Annotated in this window: 25 protein-coding genes; 13 read left to right on the forward strand and 12 right to left on the reverse strand. The window is 70.7% G+C overall.

Translation table 11 applies throughout. The features are described from left to right. Positions 1-429: 429 nt before the first annotated feature. Entirely contained in the window at positions 430-1,227 is a 798-nt protein-coding gene (locus tag RV986_RS51440; protein WP_475924004.1) for a hypothetical protein, read from the forward strand. Positions 1,228-1,694: 467 nt separating this feature from the next. On the opposite strand, the gene RV986_RS51445 is transcribed toward RV986_RS51440, so the two are convergent. From RV986_RS51445 to RV986_RS51460, 4 genes are all read right to left on the reverse strand, one after another. Next, on the reverse strand, positions 1,695-2,132 hold the full coding sequence (locus RV986_RS51445) for a hypothetical protein (protein ID WP_475924005.1): 438 nt from the start codon (positions 2,130-2,132) through the stop codon (positions 1,695-1,697). Beyond that, positions 2,132-2,755 carry a hypothetical protein gene (locus RV986_RS51450; protein WP_475924006.1) on the reverse strand — a complete coding sequence of 208 codons (624 nt, stop codon included), beginning with the start codon at positions 2,753-2,755 and terminating at the stop codon, positions 2,132-2,134. The genes RV986_RS51445 and RV986_RS51450 overlap by 1 nt, the downstream gene beginning before the upstream one ends. 130 nt (positions 2,756-2,885) lie before the next feature. Continuing rightward, positions 2,886-3,059: a CsbD family protein gene (locus tag RV986_RS51455; protein ID WP_475924007.1), complete on the reverse strand. Its 174-nt coding sequence runs from the start codon at positions 3,057-3,059 to the stop codon at positions 2,886-2,888. 381 nt (positions 3,060-3,440) lie between these two features. Then, the gene (locus RV986_RS51460; protein ID WP_475924008.1) at positions 3,441-3,647 is read right to left on the reverse strand and encodes a hypothetical protein; all 207 of its coding nucleotides are present in this window, start codon (positions 3,645-3,647) and stop codon (positions 3,441-3,443) included. Positions 3,648-4,036: 389 nt separating this feature from the next. Here RV986_RS51460 and RV986_RS51465 point away from each other — a divergent pair, with 389 nt between their 5' ends. The 5 genes from RV986_RS51465 to RV986_RS51485 all read left to right on the forward strand — a co-directional run bounded on the left by RV986_RS51465 (position 4,037) and on the right by RV986_RS51485 (position 6,549). After that, a complete protein-coding gene (locus tag RV986_RS51465; RefSeq protein ID WP_475924009.1) occupies positions 4,037-4,315 on the forward strand; it encodes a hypothetical protein in 279 nt (92 codons plus the stop codon). An 83-nt stretch (positions 4,316-4,398) separates the two neighbouring features. Further along, a complete protein-coding gene (locus tag RV986_RS51470) occupies positions 4,399-4,803 on the forward strand; it encodes an ANTAR domain-containing protein (protein WP_475924010.1) in 405 nt (134 codons plus the stop codon). Next, on the forward strand, positions 4,800-5,156 hold the full coding sequence (locus RV986_RS51475; RefSeq protein ID WP_475924011.1) for a PRC-barrel domain-containing protein: 357 nt from the start codon (positions 4,800-4,802) through the stop codon (positions 5,154-5,156). The genes RV986_RS51470 and RV986_RS51475 overlap by 4 nt, the downstream gene beginning before the upstream one ends. 470 nt (positions 5,157-5,626) lie before the next feature. Further along, a complete protein-coding gene (locus RV986_RS51480) occupies positions 5,627-5,914 on the forward strand; it encodes a hypothetical protein (protein WP_475924012.1) in 288 nt (95 codons plus the stop codon). Positions 5,915-6,195: 281 nt separating this feature from the next. After that, positions 6,196-6,549, forward strand: a complete 354-nt coding sequence (locus tag RV986_RS51485; RefSeq protein WP_475924013.1) for an STAS domain-containing protein — start codon at positions 6,196-6,198, stop codon at positions 6,547-6,549. Between the two features lie 476 nt (positions 6,550-7,025). On the opposite strand, the gene RV986_RS51490 is transcribed toward RV986_RS51485, so the two are convergent. The 7 genes from RV986_RS51490 to RV986_RS51520 form a co-directional block, all read right to left on the reverse strand. Then, positions 7,026-7,733, reverse strand: coding sequence for a restriction endonuclease (locus RV986_RS51490; protein WP_475924014.1), 708 nt, complete (start codon positions 7,731-7,733; stop codon positions 7,026-7,028). A gap of 844 nt (positions 7,734-8,577) precedes the next feature. After that, complete coding sequence (locus RV986_RS51495; RefSeq protein WP_475924015.1) at positions 8,578-9,183, reverse strand: DUF5994 family protein; 606 nt, start codon at positions 9,181-9,183, stop codon at positions 8,578-8,580. Between the two features lie 152 nt (positions 9,184-9,335). Then, positions 9,336-9,506 carry a hypothetical protein gene (locus RV986_RS51500; protein ID WP_475924016.1) on the reverse strand — a complete coding sequence of 57 codons (171 nt, stop codon included), beginning with the start codon at positions 9,504-9,506 and terminating at the stop codon, positions 9,336-9,338. Positions 9,507-9,539: 33 nt separating this feature from the next. After that, positions 9,540-9,896 carry a PRC-barrel domain-containing protein gene (locus RV986_RS51505; RefSeq protein ID WP_475924017.1) on the reverse strand — a complete coding sequence of 119 codons (357 nt, stop codon included), beginning with the start codon at positions 9,894-9,896 and terminating at the stop codon, positions 9,540-9,542. A gap of 556 nt (positions 9,897-10,452) precedes the next feature. Continuing rightward, positions 10,453-10,848 carry a hypothetical protein gene (locus RV986_RS51510; RefSeq protein ID WP_475924018.1) on the reverse strand — a complete coding sequence of 132 codons (396 nt, stop codon included), beginning with the start codon at positions 10,846-10,848 and terminating at the stop codon, positions 10,453-10,455. Positions 10,849-10,888: 40 nt separating this feature from the next. Beyond that, positions 10,889-11,722 (reverse strand): hypothetical protein, encoded by an 834-nt coding sequence (locus RV986_RS51515; RefSeq protein WP_475924019.1) that lies wholly within the window; start codon positions 11,720-11,722, stop codon positions 10,889-10,891. A gap of 32 nt (positions 11,723-11,754) precedes the next feature. Beyond that, a complete protein-coding gene (locus tag RV986_RS51520; protein WP_475924020.1) occupies positions 11,755-13,536 on the reverse strand; it encodes a vWA domain-containing protein in 1,782 nt (593 codons plus the stop codon). Positions 13,537-14,140: 604 nt separating this feature from the next. On the opposite strand from RV986_RS51520, the gene RV986_RS51525 reads away from it, so the two are divergent. Together RV986_RS51525 and RV986_RS51530 are read left to right on the forward strand one after the other, a co-directional pair. Beyond that, positions 14,141-15,280 carry a hypothetical protein gene (locus RV986_RS51525; protein ID WP_475924021.1) on the forward strand — a complete coding sequence of 380 codons (1,140 nt, stop codon included), beginning with the start codon at positions 14,141-14,143 and terminating at the stop codon, positions 15,278-15,280. Positions 15,281-15,674: 394 nt separating this feature from the next. Beyond that, positions 15,675-16,823, forward strand: a complete 1,149-nt coding sequence (locus tag RV986_RS51530) for a WD40 repeat domain-containing protein (RefSeq protein WP_475924022.1) — start codon at positions 15,675-15,677, stop codon at positions 16,821-16,823. A 951-nt stretch (positions 16,824-17,774) separates the two neighbouring features. On the opposite strand, the gene RV986_RS51535 is transcribed toward RV986_RS51530, so the two are convergent. Further along, the gene (locus RV986_RS51535; RefSeq protein ID WP_475924023.1) at positions 17,775-19,178 is read right to left on the reverse strand and encodes a PQQ-binding-like beta-propeller repeat protein; all 1,404 of its coding nucleotides are present in this window, start codon (positions 19,176-19,178) and stop codon (positions 17,775-17,777) included. Positions 19,179-19,567: 389 nt separating this feature from the next. Here RV986_RS51535 and RV986_RS51540 point away from each other — a divergent pair, with 389 nt between their 5' ends. The 5 genes from RV986_RS51540 to RV986_RS51560 all read left to right on the forward strand — a co-directional run bounded on the left by RV986_RS51540 (position 19,568) and on the right by RV986_RS51560 (position 24,251). Continuing rightward, complete coding sequence (locus tag RV986_RS51540) at positions 19,568-20,344, forward strand: cupin domain-containing protein (RefSeq protein ID WP_475924024.1); 777 nt, start codon at positions 19,568-19,570, stop codon at positions 20,342-20,344. Between the two features lie 59 nt (positions 20,345-20,403). Then, complete coding sequence (locus RV986_RS51545) at positions 20,404-21,360, forward strand: hypothetical protein (RefSeq protein ID WP_475924025.1); 957 nt, start codon at positions 20,404-20,406, stop codon at positions 21,358-21,360. After that, positions 21,360-22,526: a hypothetical protein gene (locus RV986_RS51550; protein ID WP_475924026.1), complete on the forward strand. Its 1,167-nt coding sequence runs from the start codon at positions 21,360-21,362 to the stop codon at positions 22,524-22,526. Before RV986_RS51545 ends, RV986_RS51550 begins: the two co-directional genes overlap by 1 nt. Before the next feature lie 257 nt (positions 22,527-22,783). Further along, positions 22,784-23,674: a hypothetical protein gene (locus tag RV986_RS51555; protein ID WP_475924027.1), complete on the forward strand. Its 891-nt coding sequence runs from the start codon at positions 22,784-22,786 to the stop codon at positions 23,672-23,674. Between the two features lie 40 nt (positions 23,675-23,714). Further along, the gene (locus tag RV986_RS51560; RefSeq protein WP_475924028.1) at positions 23,715-24,251 is read left to right on the forward strand and encodes a hypothetical protein; all 537 of its coding nucleotides are present in this window, start codon (positions 23,715-23,717) and stop codon (positions 24,249-24,251) included. The last annotated feature ends 125 nt before the right edge of the window (positions 24,252-24,376 follow it).

A 24,376-nucleotide genomic window follows, 5' to 3' on the forward strand; every position in this document is an offset into this window, starting at 1 on the left:
GACCCAGCCGGTTCCCTCGGGGATGCACGGGGCGAGCGGACGAGTGATCCGCTCTCCGCAGGCACGTGTGCCAAGCAGCGTTGGCCCGCCGAGGTCTGGGACGTCCGTACGCAGCATAGTCCCGAGGCCGGTCCCACGGTTGCTCCGGCGAGGGGCACCACGATGTTTACACGGCGGTGATCGGGCGGCTCCGATGATCGCGGGGTGAAGCACCGTCAGCCGGGCAGTCGTCCCGTTGTACCGTCCGCACCGCTGAAGGAGCCTCACAGGCCCCTGCGCTCAGCGAACACGCCACAAACGGCACAACTCGCGGCTGGGCCAACCCGTATCGACCTTTTCGCGGCCGCTTTGGTCTTCGCTGTCCGCCATCACACCGATGGTCACGGGCGTCGATGACCGTCGGGCTCCGGAACTATCAAGGGGATGTTGATGGAGAACCGCAGGGAAGAAGAGGGACGGGCGCCGAAGCGCAAGGTGCTCGATCTGACTGCTGTGCAGGTGGTGGCGAGCGCGCTCGCGACGGTGGTGGGCGCGGTGCTGGCGTCCCTGTTGGGGGTGACCGGGACGATCATCGGCGCCGCCGTGGTCAGTACCAGCGCGACCACCGGCGCAGCGGTCTTCTCGCATGCTTTCCGGCGGACGGGTGAGGGCATCCGTGGCCGGATGCCGCCGGTGGGGGTGCCGAGGACGCCGGGCGAGGAGCGGGCGGAACACCGCGCGGACGCCCGGGCGGCGTTCGGGTTACCGGCCGACGCCTCGGTTGTCGACGCGGTACCGCCCTTCGCGCCCTCCGAGGGCGAGTCGGTCACCACCTATCGGGGTGGCTCCCTCCGGAGGTCCATCGGCTGGAAGAAGTACGCCCTGGCGACGGGCCTGGTGTTCGCCCTGGCGATGGTCACGGTGACCGCGGTGGAGCTGATCGCGGGCAAGCCGGTGGCGGCCGTGGTCAGGGACGAGCCGGGCAGGGGAACCTCGGTGGGCGGTGGCTCGGCCGGTACCCCTGGTCCCGCAGACAGCCCGACACCCACCCCGGGCACGTCCAGTGGCACGGCGCCGCAGCCGGGCAGCTCCGCCTCGCCGGACGCGAGCGCGGCGCCGGACACCAGTTCTGATCCCAGCCCGAGTCACAGTCCCAGCGCCACTCGCAGCTCCACTCCCACGGCTTCGGCGTCGTCCGGGCCGTCCAGCAGCGGTGCCGTGAGCAGTTCCGACGCCACCGCTCATTGAGCGGTGACCAGCCGGTCCGGGCCGCGGTGGACGATCTCGTCGGCGAGCGGAGCGCGGAAGGCCCCGACAGCTCACCGACGGCCTCACCGTCACCGTGCCCGGCAGAGCGACTGATCCTGGGCTGGGAGACCCGGAGTCGCTCCGCCACGTGTGTACTCGTCCGACCACCGGCTTCGGGGAGCCGGCGGAGCCCGGCTCCCAGGCGGCGTTGTCTGACGGTGGGATCGATGTTCGCCGCACGCGTGGTGATCCTCTGGGGCTCCCTGGGCCCTCTGCCGGAGTCCACCTGCCTGGCGTGACGGGAAGCGAACTCGGTCTGGCGAGAAGGGTGTTGGTGAGTCACGTCCATGGACCGCGCCCCCCACTCCGGATCCCCCTGATTCCAGAGCACAGCCGCCGCAGTCCGACCGGTGTGGCATACGCACCGGTTTTCTGCGGCGGCTGTGCTTCCTGAGGGGAGGACGGCGTCACTGACTGGCGGGCGCTGCCAGGTGCAGCAGCCGTTCTGTGATCTCCCGGTACTGCCTGAGCGCGAGCCGTAGTTCCTCGGTCTGCGCGTTGGTGTCCGGGCCCTGCCAGCCTGAGCGCAGGACGCGCCGTCGTTCTGCGAGGGTGTCGGTGAACCGGGTGGCGACCTGGTCGAGGACGGCGTCGGCCTCTTCCACCGCCTGGCGCGGACTGTCGACGAAGGTGCTGAGGGACTGCTGGAGGCGCAGGGCGAGCTTGTCCCGGTCGCCCTGCGGGACCAGTTCCGGGCCGAGTTTGCGATCGGGGCCGCCGGCGCCGGCGCCGGGCTCGCGTGGTGCGTGAGCGGGTTCGGTGGGGGGCGTGTGCGGGGCGCGCTGCGTCGCGGAGTCCGGGCTTTCGGCCTGGGGCTGCCGCGGGTGTTCGGCGTTGTGCGGCATCAGGTGCTGCTTCCCTTCGCGTGGCGTCGGGTCAGTGGCCATGGCGCGTGCCCCTGGCCGTCGGGGGACGGCGGGCGGCGCCGGTCCGGGTCGGCCGGCTGCTCGCTGACCAGCGCCTCGAAGAGGCCTCGGGCTTCGACCATGGCCTCCCGCATCTCCTCGGTGCCGCTCTGGTCACGGGCCGCCGCGTGCATGCCGCGGTAGCCCTGGACATGGTGGGAGTGGTGGACGGAGAGGGCGGCGATCCGGTCGCCGAACCGCTCGACGGCGGGGAAGCCGCGGTCCCCTGCCAGGCGCGCCAGCAGCGCATCCGCCTCGACGGCGGCCTTCTGCGGTGATTCGACGAACAGTTCCTGGGCGGCGGCCCATTGGGTCACGTAGTGCTCGCGGACCTCGGGCGACAACGGCAGCTCCGTGAGGGAGCCGTGCTCCTTCACGCGCTTTCCGAGTTCCTGCTCGGCAGCCTTGGTGTCGCCGTCGTGGTCGGCGACGGCACGGTCGTACTCGGGGCCGAAGCGCCGCTTCAGCCCGTGCCCGCCACCGCCTTGCGTTCGTCCACGTCCGAGGTAGAGGAGGGTGGCCAGACCGATGACGATCACAGTGATGATCACGACGGTGAACATGGCCGCCTTCTCTGACTCTCGGTTCGCACTTCGGCCTGCTTCATTGCCGTCACATCCTGTCGGCTCATTGAGCGTTGAGGCCTGCCGGGTGTTGTCCACACGGTGTGGGAACGGCCCGGGGCGCTTTCTGTCACGGCTTGAAGCCGTCCTTGGCGTTGTCGCCGGACTGCTTCAGGTTTCCGGAGACCTGGTCGGTCCTGCCGTGCCGCCGCAGTCGCCTGTTGCGGGCGGTCCGGCCGGTGCGTTCGGTGACCAGGCCCTTCAGCGCCTGCGTCTTGCGCTTGATCGTCCGTCCGACGCTCATGGTCGGCCTCCTACTGGTTTGCCGAGCGGGCCCCCGCGTGTGATCGCCGTACGGCCCGCTGTTCCCGCGGGCGGGATCGAGCCTGAACGGACTACCTGCGGCTGTACCGGCGGCTGCCCCCGCCGCGCCCCGCGCCCCACGCATCGCGAAGCCGGCGATCCAGACGATCACGAGTACGGCGGCGACCCACCAAAGGGCCTGCACGGTGAAGCCGAACCCGAACACCACCAGGATCAGCAGAGGGAGAAGCATCCACAGGATCATTGCCGGGCCTCCGGAACGCGGGAATTTCCTGACTTCCGCGGGGTCCGGGCGAAGCGGGGAGGCGGAATGCGTCGCCCGGGTGATCCGGAGTGGCATGGCCCTACACCGTGCTGTCAGTCAACGCCGGGGGACTTCCCTTGTCAACGGGGTGTCGACGCTGAGGAGTTCCGTGAGCGGGGCAGGGGCCATCGGGGTAAGCGGAGCCTCGGCGGGGGCTTCGGCCGGCTCGGCCGTCGGCAGGATGCGGTCCTCCCACCAGGACAGGCCCATCACGGTGGCGAGCAGGACGAAGGGGGTCGAAGCCGGAACGATCAGCGCGTACATGTGTGCCGCCTGTTGTGTAATGCGTGCGACGCGGCGGGCAGCGGAAGGGTGCCCGCACGGGGCGCATCGATGCCGCGCCGGGATCGAGTGGCGATGGCGGGTGCGGGAGTCGCCCGTTGATGACGGGACGGGTTCCGGCACTGATGCGCGAGGTGCGCCCCCGAAGGAGCGCGAGAGGTGATCGACGCTGCCGGGGGCTCGGGCCGTACCGCGCACGCTAGCCCTCGCCGCCCTCCCCGGACAGGTGTCAAGTGGCCATCCGGTTCCGACCGGTTCATCGGGAGCCGCGGACATGGGTCGCTATCCGCAGTCTCTGGGAAGGGCTAGTCTGTTCCCACAGGCCCTGGCCCCCGGCAGTGATGCGTTGTTCCGCTCCGGGGAGGCCCGCCGTGTTCGTTCTGCTTCTCGTCCTGATCGTGGTCCTGTTCGGCCTCGGCTTTCTCCACCCTCTCTGGTGGGTGGCCGCGGCCGTGTTGCTCTTCGGGGCCACCCGCTACGGCCGCGATCGCGGGGGAGGCTGGATCCGTGGCGACGGTTCCGATCTCGGGGGCTACCGGGACTACCAGGACCGCCGGGACCGTCAGGACCGCTGGGACCGCCGCTACAGCCGTCGGAACCGGGCGCGCTGGAGGCGCGAGGACCGTCGGGACCATGAACGCCGCGGGTGACCCGTGAACCGGCCCGACATCCGGAGGTTCCGGGGCGGCTTCAGTCACACCAGGCGCTCGAAGATCGTGGAGAGGTGGATGCCGTGCATCGCACAGCCATGCTTCCGGAGGACTGGTGGGGGCTGAGGGCCGAGACCTCGGTGGAGGAGGGCCCGGCGGGTCAGGACGTCGTGGCGCTGCGCGCCGAGATCGATCAGCTGCGGCGGGCGCTGGCCGCCCGTGCGGTCGTCGACCAGGCCTGCGGCATGGTGATGGTCCTGGCCCCCTGTCGCCGTGGGGCGGCCAGGAGCCTGCTGGTGGACATCTCGCGGCAGTGCAACACCGAACTTCCGGACGTGGCCGCGGCTCTGGTCGCGACCTGGGAGGGTGAGCCGCTCTCGCGGCTGATCCAGCGGGGGCTGCGGCGTGCCCTGCGGCGGCTCTACGCGGAAGACCGAGGATGCGACTCACCACCGGTGGATGAGCGGTCCGGAAGGGGAAGGTCATGATTCACGCAGCCGATGTCCGAGAGTGGCGTGACCGCGACGTCGTGGATGCGCAGTCGCACAAGATCGGTGTCCTGGAGGCGGTGTATGTGGACACCACCACAGATGAGCCGGCCATGGCCACGGTTCGCACCGGGCTTCCCACGCGGCACCGGCTGGTCTTCGTCCCCTTGGCGGACGCGATCGCCGGGCCGGACTATCTCAGGGTCGGCTATGCCAAAGCACTGGTGAGGCAGGCTCCTTCGATCGGCACCGACGACGTGCTGCCCGCCGAGCAGGAGGAAGCGATCTTCAAGCACTACGGACTTGCCTACCAGCCCGGTGCAGCCGGCGAACGGCAACTGGCGCGCCGCTGACCGCTCCTGGGCAGGATGACCGCGTGGTGAGGTACGCACCCTGCACCAGGTGACCATGCACCGTGAAGAACAGTGCCCGTTGACGGCTGTCACTCCGACCGGAGATGCGGCGTTGGCCGTCGAGATCCTCGAACTGCGGGCCAGAATTGAGGTCAAGCTCCGGGACATGGCCGCTGCCCCGGTCGCCACGACGAAGGACGAGGCGCTCCCGGAACGGCTACGGCGGGAGCCGCGCCGGGCGTTGCGGCGCCTTTTCATCCGGCGGAGCGGCGGTGACGGAGTGCGCGCCCGTCGGACGGCACCGGGAGTGGTGAGCTCAACCCTCCGGTGCCTTCGTCCAGGACCGCTGTCGGACGCCCCTTGCGCAGCCCACCTCGTGGAACTCACATACCGGCCTGGTCCCCCTCGCCAGGCCACGGACGGTGGGGTCGATCAGGTTTCAACTGTGCTTTCGGGAGCAGTCGTTGGACATGTCCAGACGCTACGGCGGAAGCCCCGTGGGGACGGTCATCTCCATCATCGCGGACATCGCGGCACTGATCCTGATCCTGTGGATCGCCCTCTACCTGTTCGACGCCAACACCGCCAACGATACGGTCTCCTGGATCCACGACGCGGCGAACTGGCTCTCGGGCTGGTCGCACAACCTGTTCACCATCCACTCGGACAACTGGCGCACCGTGGTCAACTATGGTCTGCCCGCTGTCGTCTACCTGCTGATCGGTCACGCGGTGGCCGGCCGGGCCAACCGGACCTAACCCCTCCGCCGACGCGCAGCCGCGCGTACAACATCGGGATGGCACGGGCCGCGCATGGCCCGTCGCCCTCGATACCCACGTGCCGGAGAGCCTGAACGTGGCATTGACTGTCCACGAGGCGCGCGGCACGGAACTGCCAGGCACAGCACGGTATCCATTCCCAGCCCCCGGCAGCGTGACATTCCACCGCGAGGAGACCCATAGTGCCTGCAGGTACCGCAGCTCCCCTCATCCGTGGAGGAGTCCGCCGAGCTCCGGGCCGGCGGCCTGTGCTCGCCGGTATGCCGGAGCACTGCGAGACGGTCGTCGTCAGCGGCGGTCTCACTCTCGCCACCGTTCCGGGACTGCGCGAACGTCTTCTGGGCGCATGTCACAGTCCCGGAAGGCAGCTGACCCTCGACCTGTCGGGCGTCACCTCCTGCGACACCCTGGGCCTCGGGCTGCTCATCGCCACGGCTCGCAGGGTCCGCCTCTCCGGCGGCGACCTGTGTCTTGCCGCCCCGAGCCGCGCCGTCGCCGAGGCGCTGAGCGACAGCGGGCTGATCCGGCTCCTACGGGTCCTTCCCGATGCCGGCACGGCCGCCGGGATCACGGCTGCAGAGGCGCCCGCCCCGGGGCTCCGGACAGCGGCGTAGACACACGGACGACCGGTGGACGACTCGCCGCCATGGAGCTTCGCGCTTGTCCGACGACTGCCCGGGACCGGGCGGGGATCAGCCGTGGGCACGTGACGTGTCGGAGTCGGAGTCCGCCTGTGCCGACCGGTTGTCCCGCCGTTCCTCCGCCACTGTCGTACGGCTGCGGATCCGCTCTCCGCCGGAGCCGACCCGTTCTCCGCTCAGGGGCGGCGGCCGCGACCGGCTGGACAGGGAGGGTGGTCGGTTCGGGGAGGGGCATACGAGGCCACTCCGTCAGCACGGCTCTGCGAAGGCTTCGCATCGCCCTGACTCGCTCGGCACAGAGACCGCGCTCGTGCAAGGCACGCCGGTACACGGGCCCGCTCCATCAACCGCTCGCCCCGTGTCCGGTCCAGGCCGACTGCTCCCGCCGAACCCCCCACCCGTTCCACCGAGGCGGACGCCGCACCCGTGATCAGTACGACAGCGGGTTCTCAGGACAACGCCGACCGCTTCCCCGGCGGGGGCAGCTTCTGGAGCAGCTCCCAGAGCGGCTGTGAGCCTCCCGCCCACTCGCCCAGTGTTCCGCGGTCGACCAGATGCAGCTTCTGGGACTTCGCCAGCGGCTCACACCCCGCGGTGAAGCGTCCGTTCGTCACCAGAACCACCACGTCCCCGCCGTGCAGTTGTCGGCCGGTGCCGTTGAGCACATGCAGATCCGGGGTACCCACCGGCGATCCCGAGGCCCCGTCCTGCCGGTGCTTGCACTGGATCACCCAGCGCCTGCCGAGCGGGTCGGTCGCTGTCACATCCGCGCCGTTGTCTCCGGCCCCGCCCACCTGTACGGCGTCCCCGCAGCCGTCACGGCGCATCAGGTCGCGTACCGCGAACTCGAAGTCCTCGTGGTGGAGCCCGTCGAGCTGGGGGAGCTTGTACCGCAACCCCCGCACGTGCACCCGCTCCCAGCGGGCACTCACCGCCCACTGTGTGAGCCAGAGACCGCCGGCCCCACCCACGACGGCGGCGAGAACGGCGAAGAGCCACCAGTTGCCCAGCAGCCACTGGCCGACGGCGACGCTGAGCCCGACGCCCGCGGCAGCCGCTGTGGCGAGCACCAACGGCCGGGGCCCTCTGGGCTTCGTGGGGGTCGAGACACGCTTCGGAGACTTGCGAGTCCGGCGCACCGGCGGCCGGCGGCTCACCGCTGCCCCCGGACGGCGACAGGTCCCGAGACGCCCGGCATCGGAGTCGTGCGCCCGCCACCCGTGTCAGAAGTGACCCGTCCGCTGCCGAAGCCTCGGATCACCAGGCCCGCCGACGGCAAAATCGTCAGCTCGTGCCACGCTCCCGGAGCACAGCGACCGGCCCCCCGGACTTGTGTTCCGTCGTTCCTCACGTACGGATCGGTCCAAGGCACCGTGTCCTCCTCGGCGCTCCTGCGCGGCCGCTGCGACCGGACAACAGGCATCGTCGCGGACATTCTTGACACTAGGTCAAATTTCCCGGCCCGCTGAGAGCGAGCGCCCTTTTCGGCCGCGCCGAACACTCGCACCCCGCCCGTCGCGTGCCCCCAGGGCACACGCGTTCCCATCGGGTGGGCCCTCGACGGGGGGTGTGAATCCAAGCGGGACTCGGACGGCGGTCGGATGACGTTCCGCCGCAGCTCTCGTCGGACGTCAGCCCCAGCGAGATGCTGTTGATGCAGTTGTGCTGATCGGGGGGAGTCGGAAACTCCGCCCGCGAGGAGACAGCCGAAGTCGGCCGAGAAGCGCGCGTGACCGTGCATTCCGGGCGGACCAACGATGCCCGGCGCCGGCCGGAGCCGTCACTCTTTTCCGGTACGACGCCACGGCCGGAACCGTCGCAGTCCGCTCCTCGCCGTGCCTGCTGCGGTCCGCCCCGAACCCCTTCCCGGCGACCTGGACCGGCCGGACGGCGGAGTCGTGAGGCGAACGCTGTGGCTCGTGGCGAACAGCTGAATCGCGAGTGCGCCCACAGAGATCATCGCCAGGAGCATGATGACGGTCACGAAGGTCTCCATGCCTGTCACATTCCCTCCGCCGGAATCGGCACGCGGCCGAGGCCGACCGCCGCGGGACTGCGAGAGGCCGTACGACGGGTGCCCTGCCCGCCTTCGGAGTCCCAGACCCGCTCCCGGGCCGAGTCCCAGTCGGCCTCGGCCGCGGTCCGGAAGAACTCCGCCTCCTGGATCAGGCCGCTCGCGGTGAGACTCCACGAGGGATCCGTGGCTGTGGTCATCAGCCGGGCGGCTGTGACGGCACTGGTCCCGGGCGGGATCACCAGGAGGTCCCAGCGGCCGACGGTGTAGGAGAAGAGCAGCAGTTTGTGCGGGTCCTGCTCGGCCCTGAACCAGCCGACCTTCACCACATGCCCGTGGACGGTGACCCTACGGGGGATGACCGGCCAGAACGTGGGGTTCACGGTGACATGTGTGATCCGCCCCCACATCGGGTCCAACACCGCGACGAGTGCCGGAAGTTCAGCCGCCAGATCGTGGGAGCGTGGCCACCATGCGCCGTCGATCAAGGCAGGGGCACTGCCGGTCGGCGCCAGCCGGAGCCGCAGGAGCGGGGAAGCGGAAGAGGGGATCCGGTCTTCGACCGCAGGCTTGTGGAACATGGATGCGATCATGACGCGGACCCTGCTCCGGGCCGATCTGCACCGGCCCAGCGTTGTGACTCGCCGAGAGCGACACGAGCGGGAAAGCCCATGTACGGAGTGTTCTCGGTAATTCCAGAGTACTCCCGGCCAGGGGCGTGGTACTCCGCTGCCATCCGTCGTCGTCAGCGGAGAGGACGCCGCCGAGCGCGCCGGGACAGCCGCACGGCGGCTACGGAGACATCGGCCACGAGAACCACGATGCCGATGATCAGCAGATAGCCCAGACCTCCGGCTGTCGCGCCGATGATTCCCAGGACGACGGCAACGAGGACGAGCAGGAGGAAGAACGCCACCACTCGGACACCTCCCTTGGACTGTGCCGCCGCTCAGCGACGTGCGAGCTTTCGTTCGCCGTTCGCGCCCGGCCGGTATGCCATGCCGTAGTGCTGGAAGATCGCTTCCTCCTGCTCGGCGGGCAGGATGTCGTCCGTGCCGATCGAAGGAGCCTTCCTCACCAGGCTCCCGGTGTAGGAGACCTTTACGTAGCCCGGCCCCACGAGTGCGTCGTCGAGGGGAACGAAGACCAGGCGCCGGCGAGTCGGGAGCCCGGTCCGTACGGTGACCACGGCTGGTTCGTCGGTGGTGGTGTCCACATAGACCGCTTCGAGCACGCCGATCTTGTGCCCCTTCGGGTCGACGACGTCATGGGTGCGCCACTCGCGGATGTCGGCTGCCTGGATCATGCGCTGTCCCTCCTGACTGGGACACCCGTCGATGCGGGCCGCGTCCCTTGGAAGGTCGCGGCCCGGCCGGAACCGTCAGTGCGGCTGTGACAACGACTCCGGCGCAAACACGCCGGAGTCGCCCTTCCGGGCGGCTGCACGTGAGAGTGAGCCAACCCACGATCCATGGTACTGCGGCCGGTGCGGCTCGCAGCTTTCCCGGGCGTCGCATCAACCACGCTCTGCTACGGCTTCCGTGATCCGTCCGGCGCCGAGTGACGCGGGACGGCCCCACATGGACGCGTACTGGCGCCACAGCGGTCCGCTCATGTACGTGATTCCGTCCCTCCTCGTACGGGAAGGTCTGGACGTCGCCCGGGGAGTGGCCGCAGAAGATCGATCACGGTGTGCGCCCAAGAGGACATGGTCCTTGGCCGCCTGGCGCGCGGCCTCGCAGGCCAGGCCGGTCAGGTTGCCGAGGAAGGCCCGCACGCGATGCCCCACTCGAAGACGGGGGCGAGCAGCGCGGTGTACAGCGGCTGGAGGAGGCGGACCGGATGCCAGGGCTGGTCCGGGCTCATGCGCAGGATCGTGCGGCCGCGGTTCCGGTCGAGGCCGACGACGAGGGTGTGTGGTGCAGGATGTGGTGGCCCAGCTCCATGTTCTCCAGGATCTTGGCGGTGGCCGGCATCGCGGTGCCCGCGGGCCAGGCGGGCGGTACGAGGGATACGGCGAGGGCGGCGCGGCCGCCGGTCTCCAGGCCGCGCTGCGCGGCGATCACCGTACGGATGCAGCGGGCGTCCTCCGCGCCGCGCGCCGCGACGAGCTCGGCACGGATCCGGTCGAGCTCCCCGCCGAGCAGTTCCGTGTGGTCTTCGAGCGACTCAAAGGGCGTGACTGGTACGGCAGTTGTGGATATCGCAGGTTCCTTGAGGGGCCCAGAGAGCGAGGGCGGGCGGACCTGCCGCACCATGAGGCTGCGAGGCGGCCTCTTCCGAGCATGCGCCGTCTCCTCACTCCGGCCGTTCGTCGGCTGTGCCGTGCAGTGAGCGGGTGATCTCGTCGAGAGTGTCGAGTCCGGCCTGTACGGCCTCGAGCTCGTGGTCGAGGGCGGTGAGATCCGTCGGGACGGCGGAGGCGTCCGTCGCGGCCTGGAGGGACAGCAGCATGGCGCCACGCTCCGCTGCGGCTTCCAGGCGCAGGGCGGTGGCCTCCATGGTGGTGATCAGGAGTTCGCGCAGTTCGGTCAGGCGCTTCAGGGTCGCGGCGCGTTCGCCCGTGGCGCGGGCGGCGTCCTGTTTGGCCCGCCGCAGCGGGCCGTCGGGGAGGGCTCGGGCCTCTTCCTCCAGGCGTTCCTGCTCGCGGTACAGGACGCGGTGGTCGGCGGATGCGCCGCTGGTGTCGATGACGCGGACCGCCTCGGCCGCTGCCGACAGCCGGTCGGCTGCGGCCCGTACGGATGTCGCCGCTGTCGCCAGCGCGGGCTGGAGCGAGGCGTTGGGGCTCTGTTGGCACTGGTGCTGCAGCCGGTCGGCGGCCGCTGCCGCGCGGGTGAGCCATCGGGCGGCGTCGGCGGGCGGTGCGTCCGGCGGCCGGTCCGCGTCCGGGGTGTCGGTCCGGCCGGTCGCGGGCCTCGCGGATGCCGGTGGTGCGGGGCGGGTGAGGCGGCCGGTGATGGCGTGCGCCGCCCACACGAGGCCGCCGACGCCCGCGCCGACGGGCAGCGCGGTGGCGGTCGGGGCGCCGGCGAGGAGGGCCGTGACGCCGCCTGCGACGGCGAACAGCGTGACCGCGGCGGCGGGATGGCGGCGGCTGCCCATCGTGTCCTCTCTGTCGGCACTGCCCATCGGGTCCGAATCCGTCCTCAGGTGGCGGCGGGTCAGAAGTTGCTGATGACGGAGACCATCACCTTGTCGATGACCGCCGGGTCGCGGGCGTCGTAGGAGGTGGCCTTGGTGGCGGTGGCGATCTTCGTGAGCGTGCCGAAGTCGGCCTGGCCGCTGAAAGCGACGGTGAAGACGCGTACGGAGCGCTCCAGGTGGCTGGCGTCGAGGTCGCGCAGAAGTGCGTCGAGGTCGTTGTCCGCCGGGTACTCGTTCCTGCCATCGGTCAGTACGACGACGGCGTTGATGCGGTCGGTGTCGAGGTCGGCCAGCATCTTCTGGTGGGCGGCGCGCACGGTCGCGTAGAGGGCGGTGCCGCCTTCGGCGTTGAGCCCGTTGACGGCTTCGGCGAGCCGCTGTTTGTTGTCGCGGAGAGGGGCCGGCGGCACGATCTGCCGGTACGGCTCGGGGTGGTCGTCGGTCTCGGTGGAGAACGCCCACAGGCCGACCTCGTCGTCGGGGTGGTAGAGGCCGAGTGTGTTGACGGCGGCCTTCTTGGCCGCCTCCAGCCGGCTCTGTCCGCCGCCCGCGGACTGGTTCATCGACCCGGAGACGTCCATGACGAGCAACACCCGGGCCTTCTTGCGCAGTTCGTCCCAGCTGTCCAGAACCGCTGCCAGCACCTCGGGCGCGGGCGGGTCGATCAGCGACAGGTTCCGTTCGCTCTGCTCGGACAGGCTGATCGAGCGGGCGAGTTCGCTGCCGGCGTTGCCCTCGTGGTCACGGAATCCGGTCTGCTGGAAACGGCGCTGCTGGGCGTCTTCCAACAGGAAGGCGCGGAAGTCGGCGGCCGCGGCCCGCTGTTGCTTGGAGGCCGTGGGCAGCACCACGAAGGGGTGGTCGAACATCAGCGTGCCGTCGGCCGGGTGCACGGCCACCAGAGGCACCTGCGGCTTCTTCCCCTTGCCGATCCGGTCGGTCTCGCCGGTGGGGCTGCCCTGGTTGTACAGGTAGATCAACTGCTCCTGTACGGCGATGGCACTGGCGTACGACAAGGCCTGCCCGTCGGCGTCCGCCTTGGCGAGGTTGGCCATGTACGCGGTTGCGTCGGAGGCGTAGTGCAGGACGCCCGCCTCGACCCCCGCCACAAACCGCCGGGTCTTTGCGTCCTTGACCTCGTCCACGGTCAGGTCGCTGGAGCGGCCGGTGGCGGCGTAGAAGGTGGCCAGGGTCGCGGCCAGGCCCGAGGTGGAGGTGTGCGGGTTGTCCTTGCCCAGGTTGAAGCGGCCCCACTCGGGCCGGCCGACCGACGCCCAGCCCTTCTGCGTCAGCGACAGCACGTCCCGCCAGCCGATCCGTTTCTTCGGCCAGCCGAGTGCCTCCGCCATGGGCCGGGGCATGGCGATCGCCAGCGGGCTGGTGGCGAGCGACTGCGGCTTCTCGTCGGTGAGCAGCGTGCGGTCGGCGGCGGTCGCGTCGCGCTGGAGCAGTGTCAGCCACAGCGAGGAGGACGGCGTCCACACCTGCGGTTCGGGCGCGCCGTCGCGCCGCTCGTCCCACCCCTGGGCCAGGGCGTCCTTGGCGACGCCGGAACTCGTCTCCGACACCGTCACCCGGGCGCACTCCCCGCCCGCGAGCTCCCGCCCGGAGTCGTTGTACTCCTCGGCCAGTTCGGCGAGCAGATCGCCCTTCTCCGTCGAGGAGTTCACCTCCAGTCGTACCTTGCAGTCGCCGCCCGAACCGCCGACGGACGCGCTCACCACCACGCCGACGGCCGCGAGCAGCGCCAGCCCCACCACGACCGCCACCACCAGTGGCAACCTGCGTACGTTCCTCATGACACCCCCGTGTCCATGCCTCGCCCGAGGCGGGCTCTTCTCGGATCGCCGGATCGAGGCTGTCCAGCCAGTTGCGGTGGGTGATGTACGGGCAGCCCGTGTACGTGTAGTGGGGGACGGGATCCGTGCCCCCGTGTCGTAGTCGAGGACGTAGCCGGAGCCGTCGACTGCGGCGTCGCGCTGGTAAAGAAGTGGTAATTTTTGGTCGGCAGGTTCAGCGTCACCTTCGGGTACGTGCCCGAACTGCCCGTGCGGACTCGGCTCCTCGCGGCCCCGAGAGTGTCGTCTCCGCCCCCGAGGCTCTCCACACCGCCTCCACAATCTTCAGAACTCGTGCACGACGAGATGCTCGTCGTCACACGGTCTACACAGCGAGTTGCGATGTCAATAGCCTTTTCGGCAACGGTGGTTGGGGCGGTTGGTCGGGTGGCCCGAGGGGATCTGGCCCTCGGGCCACCCGACCGACCGCAATGGATGGAATGAGACCGGATGACGGCGATGGGGGCGTGGGATGTGGCGACGAGGTGCCGGACTTGAGGGCTTATCGGTAACAGAGTCCTGGTGGACGGATGAGGATGCGGTGGCGGCCAACGCCGCTGGCAGGGTGACCCCGGCGCAGTATGCGGTGGTCGCGGGCCGACGGATCCGGCCGCCCTGTCTCGCGTACGCGCTGGTCGCGGTGTGGCTGGCCATGGAGGGGCTGATGGGGGTGGACGCCGCCGTCGCGGGGGACCGTCCCGGGGGCGACCCGGACGGGGCTGCGGCCGCCCTGGTGATGACCACATTCGTGTGGGGCCCGTCCTTCCTCGGGTTGGTGCTCATGGCCGGGGTTCCGCGCTGGCGGGCCCGCGGTCGGCGCCGTCGGCGGATCGCCGCCCTGGTCGCCTGCCGGATGTCCAGCGCGGTCGGTGAAGTCGTCGCGCGACCGGGCGGCGCACCTGAGGCACGGGTCGGTGCCCATCGCCTGTCCGTGCCGGAGGGGGCTCCGGCGTTGCCTCCGCTGGGAGCCTGTCGGCTGTACTGGCTGGAGTCGGCCAAGGCCGACCCCGGCCCGCTGCTGCTGTCCGCCCAGCCGCTGGACCGGCAGGAGGCCGAGGCGCCCACGGACTTCGTGTCGACAGACGCGGCCGCGCGAGGGCAACTGCTGCTGGAAGCGATGGGCCTGACACAGCGGGACCTGGCCGCGAACCGGGCGGGTCGGCTGACGGCCCGGCAGCGCCGGCCGCTCATCCGCAGGTTCTGCCTCCACGCCGTCCGTTGGGGTCTGGGCGCGATCCTTGGGATCGGCCTCTTCCTGGGGCCCAGTGTGGCGGCCATCGTGGAACTGGTCGTCTCCGGGCCGACCGGTCCGTGGTTCCTCGACATGGTCGGCCTGCTGTTCTGCCTGGCGTTCGGCGCCGGTTTCGCCGTACCGATCGCAGTCATCCTGTGGTCCGGGTCGGCTGAGAGCCGGCTCATGGTTCTGTGGCGCGCGCTGCGCACGCCGGATCAGGTTCGGTGCGCGGTGGACACGGTGTCGGTACGCGGGGCCGGGACCTGGTGGCAGCTGTCGGCGGGCGGGATGACCTTCATGGTGGCCTCGACGGTGGCGCAGACGTTCTTCGGGCCCGGGCGGTATGCGCTGTATCACCTGCCCGACCTGGGGGTGCTGCTGTCGGCCGAACCGGAGGCCCTGGATAGTCCCGCGCCGGCTGCCCCCGATGACCGTCCGGTACCCGAACCGCCCTTGCCGGCGACAGCCTGAGATCACCTATCACTTATCAGCTTCGCTCCGCCGGTAGCCAAGGAGGCCTGGGGTGAGGAGCCCGCGGCTTCAACACGCGCCTCGGCGATCTCGGTTCCCGCCGCATTCTGCGCACGTGCACGTCCGGAAGATCCAGCGGCGGCGCAGAAACGCGCCTTCGACCGGCTGCTTCAGGGCATAAGGCCACTTGGCGCAACGTCGCCGTCGGAGTCCTGCGGACAATCTGAGTGAAGAACAGCGAAGAACATCGCGGCTGACCTTCGCTTGCCGGGTCAGGGACGGGCGGTTGCGATCGCTCGGCCGCCACGACCGGCTGTAGTGACCTGCGGCCGACGTCGAGGCCGGTACGGCGGTGTGGAACGCGAGACGGGCGTTCCGGAAGGAGACGACGGCGATGGAGCTGCCAGCGCCGTGTTCGTGGACGGACGAGGAGACAGTGGCGGCCAACGCGGCCGGGCGGCTGGCTCCGGCGCAGCGGGCGCTGCTGCCCGGAACGCCGGCCCGGATCATGAGCGCGGTGGGGCGGATCGTCGAGGCGCCGGGCGGCGGGCTCGAGGTGCGTGCGGGCGGGGTGCGGATCGAGGTGTCCGACGGCGCTCCGCCGCTCCCCACGCCTGCGACGTACCGGCTGTACTGGCTGGTGCCGGCGCCGGGAGGGGAGGGACCAGGCCCGCTGCTGCTGTCGGCGCAGCCGCTCGACGCGCAGGACCTGGGGGAGCCGGCGGACGTCATCGCCGTAGAGGTGGGACGTGTGCCCGCCGGGAGTCGGCCGCGCCGTCGCTCCCTCCTGCTGGCCGGGCTCGGAGCCGCCGCCGCTTCCGCCGCCGGCCTGATCCTGTCGCGGCTGTCCTCGCACCCCGGCTCCCGCGCCGTCCCGGGCCCCGTCGACGAGTACCTGGCCCCGGTTCCCCGAGAGACCGGTACCACCGAAGGCATTCGCTATGTAGCGCTCCTGAGCCACGCCGGGGGCGTCACGACGCTGGCCTTCAGCCCTGACGGGCGGACGCTGGCCGGCGGCATTTCCGACGGCACCATCCGGCTGTGGGATGCGGAGACCGGACGCCCGACCGACATCATGACCGACCCCCAGTGGATCGGCACGAGGGAGGTCGCCTTCCACCCGGACGGCACCACCCTGGCCGATGCCAAGGACATCATACGGCTGTGGGATCTGGCCTCCAGCCGCACGACAGCCACCCTGGCCCGCAGCGCCACCGACTGGACATGGTCCGTTGCGTTCAGCCCCGACGGCGCCCTCCTGGCCAGCGGCCACAGCGTCGACTACGTACGGCTGTGGGACGTCGCGGGGCGTAAGGGCGTGGCCAGTCTGCACGGCCACAGCGCGTTCGTGTTGTCCAGTGCGTTCGGCCCCGACTACCCCGACGACCAAACCGTCCGGCTGTGGGACGTCGCGAAGGGCACGGGCGTCGCCACGCTCACCGGCCACACCGGCAGCGTCTACTCGGTGGCATTCAGTCCGGACGGCAGCACGCTCGCCAGCGGAAGCGACGACGGCACCGTCCGGCTGTGGCAGATGCGCTGACCGCGCCGTCGGAGCCGGAAAACGCGGCCGGGGGAGTCCCCTTCCTCTGGGCGGTCACTGGCGCGGTACGCGGTCAGCCGGGCCCGGCGGCGTGCGCGCGTCGTGGAGTACGGTCCCGCTGGGGAAGCGAAGACGCGCCGGAGAGCGGCGGTCGCCATCGCCGCTCAGTGATCGTGGTGTCGGCGAGCGCGCTGGACTGGCCGGAAACGGCCCTAGCGGAAAACGGCCCTAGCGGAAAACGGCCCTAGCGGAAAACGGCCCTAGCGGAAAACGGCCCTAGCGGAAAACGGCCCTAGCGGAAAACGGCCCAAGCGGAAAACGGCCCAAGCGGAAAACGGCCCTAGCGGAAAACGGCCCTAGCGGAAAACGGCCCTAGCGGAAAACGGCCCAAGCGGAAAACGGCCCAAGCAGAAAGCAGTTCTGTGGCGGGTCACGCGGCACGTCGTGTCTGTAGACGGTCACCGTCCGCTGGGGTGGTGTATCGACGGCCACTCGGTGATCTCGTTGTGAGGCTATGCGGTGAGAAGCCATCCGCTTTCCGCACGTGATCGGTTGGTTCGGGGTGGGTGGGCGTGAACTCCGGCTGGTGGCGGGAGAGATGGGCGTGGTTGGTCCGCTCGTCCCGCTCGTCGAGGTGACCGGTGGCCATCGGTGCTCGGTTTGCTGGAGGCCCGGGAGAAGGGTGTCCGGGAGGAAGCGGCGCGTTTGTGGGGAGGGGGGAGGCGACCGAGCGGGTGCGGGCGGCGCTGGATGCGGCGGAGAGCGTGCTCGCCCGGCTGTCTGAGGCGCGCGAGACGGTGGCCGAGGTCTTGGCCGAAGCACCCGCCGAGGGCGATGCGCCGGAGCGGGTGGAGGGGGTGCTTGGGGGTGAGATGGTCGGCCGCGCGACGATGGGCTGCGGAAACCGCCGAAGAGCCCGGAGAACTGGGCCTGGCCCTCCTCGGGGTACCGTCAGGAGCTCTCGCGCCGCAGTGCGTACAGCGTGGCGCCGTGTTGGTTTTCCAGCGTCTTTCCCTGGGGGCCCGGGAACGGCAGGGCCAGGACGTAGAGCGTGCGGCCGTCCGGGCATGCGATGGCGTCGCCGTTGGCGGTCAGGGGGTGGTGCCAGCGGGTGGCGCCGGACGCGGGGTCCAGGAAGGTGAGCGTGCCCCGGTCGGTGTACTTCGTGGCGCGGGTGGGGACGCAGACCGTACCGCCGGTCAGGACGGGGCCCTTTGAACTGACCTGGGTTCCCATGTCGCGGGTCCAGCGGCGGTGGCCGGTGGCGGCGTCGAAGACCTGGACGACGTAGGAGCCGGTCAGTTCGGGGAACTTGTTGCCCCCGGCCACGACGGTGTCGCCGGAGACGATGAGGGGGGTCCGTACCAGGTCGATGTCGGTGTCCGACTGCCAGCGCACGCGGCCGGTCGACGCGTCAATGGCGGCGAGGGTGCTGCGGTACTGGTCCCCGTAACGGCGAACCGCCGTGTACAGCGTGCCGCCCGCCCGCTGGATGGTCGACTCGGTGCCGACCGGCAGGTTTCCCGCCCGCCGCAGGAGCTTCCCCGAAACGGCGTCGAGCGTGATGAGCGCGTTGTGCCCCTCGTCGGCGCTGGCGTTGCTCGGGCTGGCGGTGATGTGGAGTTCGCGTCCGGCCAGGACCGGGTCCCCCAGGAAGCCTTCCGAAGGGAACTTCCAGCGCAGTGTGCCGGTCGCCAGGTCCAACGCCCACGCCATCGACCCATCGTCCCGCACCCCGCTGGTCAGGTGCACCAGGCCGTTTCCGGTCAGCGGCGCTGACGGTCCCGACGTCGTCGCGGGCAGTTGGGTGCGCCACCTGGTCCCGCCGGACTCGGCGTCCAGCGCGTGCAGGACGGTATTCGAGGCCACGGAGGCCTCCCCGGTCACGACGAGCATGATGTCCCCGGCCGGTGTCGGGGCGTGCTGGGTCAGACCGTCGAGCTCGCGTTCCCAGAGCACACGGCCCGACGACGTCTCAAGACCGTTCACCACCGTCCGTCCGCCCGTGCGGACCCCGGTGATGCAGACGACGCCCGCGCCGAACGCCGGGGCGGACTGGCTGTCGAGCCCCGACAGCGCCTGCCACCGCTTGCCGCCGCCGGACTGCTCCACCGCCGCCACCCCGCCGAAACCCGACAGGTACAGGATCCCGGCGTGCGCGTTCAGCGCCGACGGGTACAACCCGTCCAGCGACTTGGACCACACCTGCTTCCACGGCCACTGTGCCGCGTCGCCGTCGAAGAGTCGCCAGACACCGACCCCGCCGGCCGCTGCCGCCAGGCCACCCGCGCCCAGAACCATGAACCGTCGCCGCCCGGTGAACCGCCCCGGCGCCGCCCCGTCAGCCGTCGTCATCCCGTCAGCTCCCCCGCCCCAACCCGCCACACATGGCCCGTCCTGGCACACCATTCTCGCCCAGCCGACGGTGCTTGACGGAGCACTTCAGCCATTCTGGTGGTGGGGACGCCGCCTCGCGCCGTTGTACGGGGGATGCCAACACGTCAAGCCGCGGCGGCGAGTTCGGTGGGAGAGCGCGGAGTGATCGTCGAACAGCTTGCGGTGCGGTAGGCAGTGGTGGAGTCGCCCGTCGTGGCCTGTCGGCGTCATAGTCGTGATTCGGTCACGGTGTTCGTCGTGGCACCGTTCGCCCGTGGCTTGCCCGTGCTTCCGCTTGTATGCCCCTGCTGTTTCGGATCTGCGCCGTACGATGCGGATGCGCGCGCAGAGAGCACTGGGGAGGCTCTATGGTCGGCACACCTGACACGGCACCGCTCCGGCTGCTGACCGGGAGGCTGCCGGGTGGGGTGGACGTGTACCTCCTCGGGCCGGACGGCGGGATCGTGCTCGCGGACCGGGAGGGCGTGCGGGAACTCGGACCGGAGCGGGACTTCCTCCGCTTCATCGACGACGGACAGTTCGCCCACTATCTCGTCGGAGACGCGGCGACCTCGCCGGAGCGGCCCTCCAACGCGACCGTCAAGCTGGGCGTGGTCGGCCCGCGCAGCGCGTTCACCCCGCATGCCCATGGTGGCGAACACTTCGTGCTGAGCCTGGGGTACGCGGCGTGCGGCCTGTACGACGCGGTACGCGGCGAGGTCACCGAAGTGCCCCTGACACCAGGCATGATGATCCGGATCCCGGAGATGATGCCGCACTCCTTCGCCAACCGGGGTGCGGCGCCACTGACGATCCTGGCCGCCAACACCGGCTACGGCATCGACCACGAGGACTACGCGATCACCGCGCGCGAGGCGGAGCGTCGTGCGAAGGGCTCGTCACCTTCTTCCAGTTCTTCCAGCTCTTCCAATTCTTCCGTTCCCTCTGGTTCCTCCGGTGGCGACGAGCCGGCGACACCGTTGACCACGGTCACCTGCGCCGGCACCGACTACCGCGCGCTCGCCGCCGAGTTACGGGCCATCGAGGACGCCCAGCGGATACGGGGCATCGGTGGCACCACCGTACGAGAACGGCTGGCGGCGCGGCTGCGACGGGTGGCGAGCATGCTGGAGGGGCCACGGTGATCTGTCCGCACTGCGAGAAGCCGCTCCTCTGCAACGAGCGGCCCGGAAACGTTTGCAGCTTGTGCAACTTCCACGGCTTTTGCAGGCGCGCGTACGGGCTGGATCCCAAGACCGGCGAGGTGCGACTCAGTGAACTGCGGGTGCGCAGAGTCATGGCCGGTTCGACCGACGAGGGACAAGTACCCCGCACCTCCGGCCAGTTGTGGTACGTGCTGTCGCGCACGTCGCTGCGTGAGGGCTGGGGCCGGCCCAACTGGGGGCCTCTCCCGGCCTACTTCGGGGTCACGTTCGGCATTGCCGGGCCGGCCTCTCTCAGCTTCGTGATCGCGGTCAAGCCGGGTCTCGGCCGGGGCGGGCCGAAGGTCGTCCGGAGCACCTTCCGGTCCGGTCCGCTCGCGGTGCGGCGGCGCGTCTACGACACGCTGCCACCAGGCATGGCCGAAGACGACCGACTCCCGGTCGCGCGGGCCGTACCGGCCGGTGGCTCCACCGCCGTGCTGCTCCGCCCCGACCTGTCCGTCGCCGGTGTGCCCGCGCGCCACAGCCTCACCCTTCTCGTCGGCCGGCGCCGGCCGACCGGATCCGGCCCGGTGACCGTCCTGCCCGACGCGAGCGCGCAGGGCCTGCTGCTCGTACGCCGGCTCCGCGCCGCCCTGCTCGGGCGTGCCGTGTTCGACGCCGGACCGCCGCTGCGCCCCCTGCGAGAGCGGGAGCGCGCGGTGCCGTACGGGGACACCGGCCTACGCGAAGAGGACATGGCGGGACTTGCCGCCTCCGGAGAGTTCCCCTCCGCCGAGCTGAAATGGTCGGCCAAAGGCTGGACGTACCCGCTCGGCGGGGTGCCGCCCGCCCGGCTGCCGGCCGTCGTCGGCCAAGTCGCCGAAGGGGTGACCACCGCCGCGGACCCGAACCGTCGGCACGCAGCCTCGGTCGGCTTTCTGACCTGGCCGACACCGCCTGTGCCGCCGACACCGCCCGTGCCACCGATGCCGTCGGCTCCGCCGAGGGAGGCCTGATGATCTGCCCCCACTGCCGGGCCACGGTCCGGCGCAAGGAACGTACCGGCGGCGAGTGCGGCCACTGCCGCCGACGGTTCGCCCTCGACCCGAGAGAGCACGGCACGGGCATGAACGACCTGCGGATCGAGCGCCTGGTCCACCGGCTGACGGACGGTGGACGGCTGCGGGTCACCCTCACCCAGCTGTGGTACCTGGCCAGAACGGGGAACCCTGCGCGGCAGGCGACGACCTTGACCTATTCGACGGTACAGCCGTCGTGGGTCCGGTGGCTGGCGATCGTCCCGATGCTCACCGGACTGCTCGTACTCGTCGGAGCGGTGCTCGCCGGACTTCTCGAACGCGCCATCGCCCGGCACCAGGTCGGCGTGTGGGTCGTCGCCCTCGTGCTGGGGTACCTCGTTGTCGCGAGATGCCCCGCCATGTGCCGGTGGGTGATCGACAAGTGCGAAGACTTCGGCGGCAAGCGCACGGCGCGCACGTCCGAGCAGCCCGCGAGAGCGGAGGTCGTGCCCTCGTACGAGGCGTTCCGGTCCATGATGATCGGGCGGTGGACGCAGGTGTACGGCGGTCTGCCGGCCGGGATCATGGACGACGGACCGTACACCGGGTCCGCGCCCCGGAAGCGGCCCAGGGCCGTACTGCTCAGCCTCGACCGGTCCGTCACCGCCTTCCTCAACGCCAACGGCCTGCCCGGCCGCCTCGATCTCGCCCTGGCTGCCACCACCGAGGACCTTGCGGACGACGACGTGCCGGTGGTGGTGCTGCACGATGTCGGCGTGCAGGGCGCGCTGCTGGCCCCGGAGCTGCGCGCGGCCCGTCCGGAGCGAGTGGTCGTGGACGTCGCGCCGCCGGTCCGCAGGGTCATGCACAGCACGCACGCGGTACGGCTGCACACGGAACCGGCCGGGGACGCCAGGTCAACCGTTGTGGCCCGGCTGTGCGAAGAGGCCGGCCTGACCCTGACGGAGGCCGAGTGGTTGGCCGCGGGCTGGTGGAGTCCCCTCGCCGCGATACCCCCGGTGCTGTTGGAGTCAGTCGTCGAGCGGGCGGTCGAACGCGCGCTGGAACTGGACCGGGTACGGCACGCTGCCGCCTCGGTCGGCTTTCTGACGTGGCCGGAGCCGTCCGGCACGTCCTCGGCCCAGGACGGGAGCACCGGATGAGCGTGCTGTGCGTCCGGGTGCCGAAGAGTGGGCGCCGCGGCTCTCGGCCGCTGGGCTGCCAACTGTCCGGAGTGGACATGGATGTGACTCAACTGCCCATGGCCAGGCGAGGACTTGAGTCAACTGTCCAGGCCGGGACGGGACTTGATCCAACTGCCCAGGACAGGCGCTGACTTGATACAACTGCCCGGAGTGGGCAAGGACTTGAGGCAACTGCCCGGTGCCGGAGGGAACTTGAGAGAAGGCGGGGCCGATCGATGACAGCGCGACGCGGCATGGTGTGGCGGCCGGGCTCGGCATGGGGCCCGCTGCTGGGCCGGGCGATCACGCTTGGCGCCGCGCGGGCGGGTGCGCCGGGTGGGATCCGTTTCACGGAGCGGCAGTTGTACTACGAGACGTGCCGGGTACTGCGCCCCGCCCCGCTGAAGGGGTTGGCGCGGCGGATCCCGCGGACGCCGCCCCCGCCGCTGCGGCTGCCCCGGTTCACGTGGGCGCTGGACGCCCGGGGCAGGGAGGACATACCCGGGCTGCTGCCGGAGCCGGTCGCGACCCCGTCCGTCGGCGGGGCGCCGCCCCGGGAGCCGGACCTGTACGACTACGGCCTGCCCCGGCTGCTGGTCTGTCAGGACCGGGCGATCGCACGGATGCTGCTGGCCAACCATGTGCATCTGGAGGCGGCCTGCCCCGTGCTGGCCGCCGAGGACGATCTGCCGCTCGACCCCCGGCTCGTGGCGGCCCTGGAACGAGCAGAGGGGGCCACCGCGCACGTGCTGCACGACGCGAGCCCGGCCGGTCTCGCCCTGCCCGCGCGGATACGGGCCGGACTCGGCCCGGTCCCCGGGGTACGGGTCGCCTCGCTGGGCCTCGCACCCCGGCACGCGGAAGCGCTGCATCTGATGTCCGGGCGCCGACCGGACCCCGTGCCGGACCCGTTGCCGGCCCTCGGGTCGTTGCCCGCCGGGCTGCGGCCACGGGAGGTCGCGTGGCTGGTGGAGGGCCGGTTCACGGAGGTCGCCGCGGTGCGGCCGGCCCGGCTGCTGCGCACCGTGCTGCGACTCACCCGAGGATCGCGGACACCCCGGAACTCCGTCTGGACCGAGCTGCGCGACATGCGCGGCGCGGGCTTCATGACCTGGCCGGCCGAGTGATCCCCCTCCTGAACCGCGGCAGACCCGAGGACCAGAGACGATGATCCGGCCACGCGAGATCGGCTACACCGACGAACTGCTCGCCGACGGCAGCGTTCACCGCACCTACGAGGACGGGCGACAGGAATGGCGCCGCCGGGACCACAACATCGACCATGTCGTGCACTGGCACGACAACCAGGGCGCCTCCGGCACCGACGAACTCCTCGGGGAGCGGATCATCAAGCGCGTACTCACCGATGGCACGGTGACCTACGGCCGGGACATCGGCTACGGCCGGACCCTGTGGGGCCGCGGCGAGACCGTCATGATCAACCGGACGTCGTTCGGCGGCCGACTGGGCGCGATCCTCGTCGGCCTCGGCCTGGCAGGCCTGGCCATCACCGCCACGCAGCTGCCTCCGCTGAACGTGACGCCTGAGGAGGAAGCGGAGCTGCGCCAGCAGGCGCAGAGGTCGTCGTCCGGGGGCGGCGGAGGGGACGGCGGTGGGGGCGATCCGGGCGGCGGGGACGACCAGTGGGACGTGTCCTGGGACACCGACGAGGGCGGCGGCTGGAGCGACGACGACTTCGGCTGACGCAGACATGCCTGTAAGACGACTTCGGCTGGCACAGACATGTGTGCAAGATGACCTCGGCTGACCCAGACATGCCTGCAAGACGGCTTCGGCTGACGCAGACACGCGTGAACGTGGCACATGGA

The organism is Streptomyces sp. RLA012 (assembly GCF_056270325.1).

Excerpts from the sequence above, each read along its gene's own strand:
- RV986_RS51440 (WP_475924004.1), top strand. The coding sequence starts at position 430 with ATGGAGAACCGCAGGGAAGAAGAGGGACGGGCGCCGAAGCGCAAGGTG.
- RV986_RS51445 (WP_475924005.1), bottom strand. The coding sequence starts at position 2,132 with ATGCCGCACAACGCCGAACACCCGCGGCAGCCCCAGGCCGAAAGCCCG.
- RV986_RS51450 (WP_475924006.1), bottom strand. The coding sequence starts at position 2,755 with ATGTTCACCGTCGTGATCATCACTGTGATCGTCATCGGTCTGGCCACC.
- RV986_RS51455 (WP_475924007.1), bottom strand. The coding sequence starts at position 3,059 with ATGAGCGTCGGACGGACGATCAAGCGCAAGACGCAGGCGCTGAAGGGC.
- RV986_RS51460 (WP_475924008.1), bottom strand. The coding sequence starts at position 3,647 with ATGTACGCGCTGATCGTTCCGGCTTCGACCCCCTTCGTCCTGCTCGCC.
- RV986_RS51475 (WP_475924011.1), top strand. The coding sequence starts at position 4,800 with ATGATTCACGCAGCCGATGTCCGAGAGTGGCGTGACCGCGACGTCGTG.
- RV986_RS51480 (WP_475924012.1), top strand. The coding sequence starts at position 5,627 with ATGTCCAGACGCTACGGCGGAAGCCCCGTGGGGACGGTCATCTCCATC.
- RV986_RS51485 (WP_475924013.1), top strand. The coding sequence starts at position 6,196 with ATGCCGGAGCACTGCGAGACGGTCGTCGTCAGCGGCGGTCTCACTCTC.
- RV986_RS51495 (WP_475924015.1), bottom strand. The coding sequence starts at position 9,183 with ATGATCGCATCCATGTTCCACAAGCCTGCGGTCGAAGACCGGATCCCC.
- RV986_RS51505 (WP_475924017.1), bottom strand. The coding sequence starts at position 9,896 with ATGATCCAGGCAGCCGACATCCGCGAGTGGCGCACCCATGACGTCGTC.
- RV986_RS51510 (WP_475924018.1), bottom strand. The coding sequence starts at position 10,848 with ATGGTGCGGCAGGTCCGCCCGCCCTCGCTCTCTGGGCCCCTCAAGGAA.
- RV986_RS51515 (WP_475924019.1), bottom strand. The coding sequence starts at position 11,722 with ATGGGCAGTGCCGACAGAGAGGACACGATGGGCAGCCGCCGCCATCCC.
- RV986_RS51520 (WP_475924020.1), bottom strand. The coding sequence starts at position 13,536 with ATGAGGAACGTACGCAGGTTGCCACTGGTGGTGGCGGTCGTGGTGGGG.
- RV986_RS51530 (WP_475924022.1), top strand. The coding sequence starts at position 15,675 with ATGGAGCTGCCAGCGCCGTGTTCGTGGACGGACGAGGAGACAGTGGCG.
- RV986_RS51535 (WP_475924023.1), bottom strand. The coding sequence starts at position 19,178 with ATGACGACGGCTGACGGGGCGGCGCCGGGGCGGTTCACCGGGCGGCGA.
- RV986_RS51540 (WP_475924024.1), top strand. The coding sequence starts at position 19,568 with ATGGTCGGCACACCTGACACGGCACCGCTCCGGCTGCTGACCGGGAGG.
- RV986_RS51550 (WP_475924026.1), top strand. The coding sequence starts at position 21,360 with ATGATCTGCCCCCACTGCCGGGCCACGGTCCGGCGCAAGGAACGTACC.
- RV986_RS51555 (WP_475924027.1), top strand. The coding sequence starts at position 22,784 with ATGACAGCGCGACGCGGCATGGTGTGGCGGCCGGGCTCGGCATGGGGC.
- RV986_RS51560 (WP_475924028.1), top strand. The coding sequence starts at position 23,715 with ATGATCCGGCCACGCGAGATCGGCTACACCGACGAACTGCTCGCCGAC.